This is a genomic window from Nocardia sp. NPDC060220 (assembly GCF_042727815.1).
Taxonomy (GTDB): domain Bacteria; phylum Actinomycetota; class Actinomycetes; order Mycobacteriales; family Mycobacteriaceae; genus Nocardia.
Genome location: NZ_JBHWZY010000921.1, coordinates 1 through 2,564, shown reverse-complemented (window position 1 = coordinate 2,564; position 2,564 = coordinate 1). Strand labels below are relative to the sequence as shown.

Here is a 2,564-nt window from a genome sequence, read left to right as displayed (position 1 = left end):
CGGCAAAGGGCCCCTTCGGATCTGATCCGGAGGGGCCCTTCGCTGTGTGCCGGTGGAAGCTAGGTGACGGCCGGATTACCCAGGCTCGGCGCGGCCAGGGGATCGTCGGCGTCGTCGGCCGGGATCTCCGCGCTGGCACGGACGATCGCGGTGCTGTAGCGGGCGCTGGCGGCATTGTGGATGAGCAGTGCGACACCGATCATCACCGGGGCCACCGCGTGCACAGCGGCGTCGTACCAGTGCTGTGCGCTCAGGTGTGGATAGGTGTTGAGGGCGATGGTCAGCGTGAGCAGGAACAGCTCGGCGATCAGCACCTGGTTGCGGTTGCCCATCACGCCCCACTCGGCCACTCGCGTGGTGCCGATCATGATGATGATCAGGCACACGCTGATCATCGCCTCCAGGCCGAAGCTGGCCCAGTAGAGCGGGTCGGTGGGTCCGCCGGGGGCGATGTTGTGCTGGACGTTCACCGCCGACCACAGCATGCCCGTGATCACCACGCCGGCCAGCGCTCGCAGCGACCAGGTGCGGTGCTGATAGAGCGAGGCGAGGCGGGCGCGCGGGTTGGACTCGCGACGTTGCGCGGCGATGGCCTTGCGGGCCAGCATCAGGTCCGACATCTCGGCTCGCTCGAGCTCCGCGGTGGTGTCACGCAAGCGGTCGGCATGCGAGGAGGCAGCCTTGATGTGCTTCCAGCGCTGATCGCGCTCGTAGGTGCGGATCTTTTCGGCGAGTTCGCGCTCCGCGCGCAACTCGTCTTCGGACAGCGCGTCGGTCAGTGCCGGGTCGGACTGATAGGCGATGCGACGCCTGGCCCGTTCCACCCGCACGGGTAGAGCGGTGACCTCGTGGTCGAGCGGGTGTTCCTCGCGCATCGCAACTCCAGGTAGCAAAAGGGTTCGCCGGGTCGCGTCATTGTTGCGCATCGAGCGGGCAGAGGACACCCGCGGGCCTGAATTGCTCGACCCGCAGGCGCTGAAAATGTCTGGCGCACAACTGTGTAGCTGTCGATGTAGCGCAACGGGAGACGGTGACGACCGTTCGAGAACGGGTCGCGCCCGGGCCGAGGAGCTTCGTTGATCCTCCGTGGTTCGCCGTTGAACCTTGATCCCGCAAAAGTGCTTCTGATGATGTTTCGTTGCTGGTCACCGCGGTGTTACGCCCTCCTGAACCGCCCGTCATTTCGTCCGTTTGGTCCGTCTTGCAGGGCCTTCACTGAATACGACGGGTTCGGCAAGCAAAACTCATCGGCGTATCCTCGCGGTGTGTCGGACTGGTGCTGCCGATTTCGTGCTGTTTACTCGGTCCGTCAATCAGATGTTCGAGTGACGAGTGGAAGCGGAGGAGACATGGCACTGCCTACGATGACCGCCGAACAGCGCACCGAGGCGTTGGCCAAAGCGGCTGCCGTGCGCAAGGCGCGCTCGGAACTGATCGGCAAGGTGAAGGAGGGCAAGGTCACCGTCGCCGATCTGCTCAAGAAAGCCGACAGCGACGACCTGGTGAAGAAGACCAAGGTCGCTGCCGTGATCAAGGCACTGCCGGGCGTCGGTCCGGTCAAGGCCGCCAAGCTGATGGACCAGGCCGAGATTCCCGAGGATCGCCGTATCGGCGGCCTGGGTGCTCGTCAGCGCGCGGCCCTGCTCGACGCCCTCGAGGCCTGAGCCGATTCGCGATCCGACGCCCGTGGAGCTGGATGCACGGGCGTCGGGATGGTCTGTGATTCGTAATAGGTGATTTACACGCAGTAGGTCAGCAGGAAGTCGTTGATCCGCAGGCGCCATCCCGGTTGCAACTCGATCGGGAGGGTGCCGACGCGAGACCAGCGTTCGCTGTCGGGGGCGGCGAAGAAGGTTCCGGAGGTCGCGGGGGCCTCGCGGACGAACACCTTGCCACGGTCGGGGGCGACGAAGGCATGGACCCGTGAGACGAGCCGATCGCGTTCGATCAGTATCGGCGTCGCCGCGGAAGCGCGAACCGATTCTTCCCCCGAGGGGTTGCGGCCGAGGACATAGGGCCGGTCCAGTGGGTAGCTCAGCCCGTCTTCGGTGACCAGGGCGCCCCGCGAACCACTGTGGGACGGCGCGCCCTTGCTCAACGCGACCGGTTCGGCGCGCTGGGCGGCATCGAGTGCTTGGGACCAGGCGCGGGGCGCGTTGGCGGCGGGTGAGCTGCGCGGACCCGTGCTCACGGTGACGCCGTCGGAGTTGCTCGATCCGGTGCCTGCGACATCGCCGGTGGTCGGCCGGCTGCCCGTGCTCACCGTCTCGCTGTCGGGTCGGCCGGCGTCGGGCTGGAAACCGGAGGTCGCGGGTTGGTCGGGTGTCGGCGCTGGGAATCCCGCCGTGGCCGGGAGCGCGTCGCTGGTGTCGGTGGATCGCGCGGTCGGTGGGCGCAGGGCTTGGAAGCCGGTGGCCTCCGTCGGGGCGGGCTCGTCGACGGATTCGACCCGGCGCGGTGGGGGATTGCGACGCCGGCCCAGGTCCATGGCCGCCCTCGCCCAGCCCGCGCTCGCCGCCCAGGCGCAGTCCGTGGACTGGCTCGCGATCACCCCGCCGACCCTG

3 protein-coding genes are annotated in these 2,564 nt (G+C 67.4%); 1 reads left to right on the top strand and 2 read right to left on the bottom strand.

Annotated features, from left to right (window positions below):
- Positions 1–59 precede the first annotated feature (59 nt).
- The gene (locus ACFWF3_RS31745; protein WP_378995636.1) at positions 60–875 is read right to left on the bottom strand and encodes a hypothetical protein; all 816 of its coding nucleotides are present in this window, start codon (positions 873–875) and stop codon (positions 60–62) included.
- A gap of 474 nt (positions 876–1,349) precedes the next feature.
- Here ACFWF3_RS31745 and mihF point away from each other — a divergent pair, with 474 nt between their 5' ends.
- Positions 1,350–1,664, top strand: a complete 315-nt coding sequence (gene mihF / locus ACFWF3_RS31740) for an integration host factor, actinobacterial type (RefSeq protein WP_019045768.1) — start codon at positions 1,350–1,352, stop codon at positions 1,662–1,664.
- A gap of 74 nt (positions 1,665–1,738) precedes the next feature.
- On the opposite strand, the gene ACFWF3_RS31735 is transcribed toward mihF, so the two are convergent.
- The coding region (locus ACFWF3_RS31735) for an FHA domain-containing protein (protein ID WP_379317467.1) at positions 1,739–2,564 on the bottom strand (826 nt) is incomplete at its 5' end.

Bases quoted from the DNA above. Each gene is read 5' to 3' on its own strand.
- ACFWF3_RS31745 (WP_378995636.1), bottom strand. From the start codon at position 875: ATGCGCGAGGAACACCCGCTCGACCACGAGGTCACCGCTCTACCCGTG.
- mihF (WP_019045768.1), top strand. From the start codon at position 1,350: ATGGCACTGCCTACGATGACCGCCGAACAGCGCACCGAGGCGTTGGCC.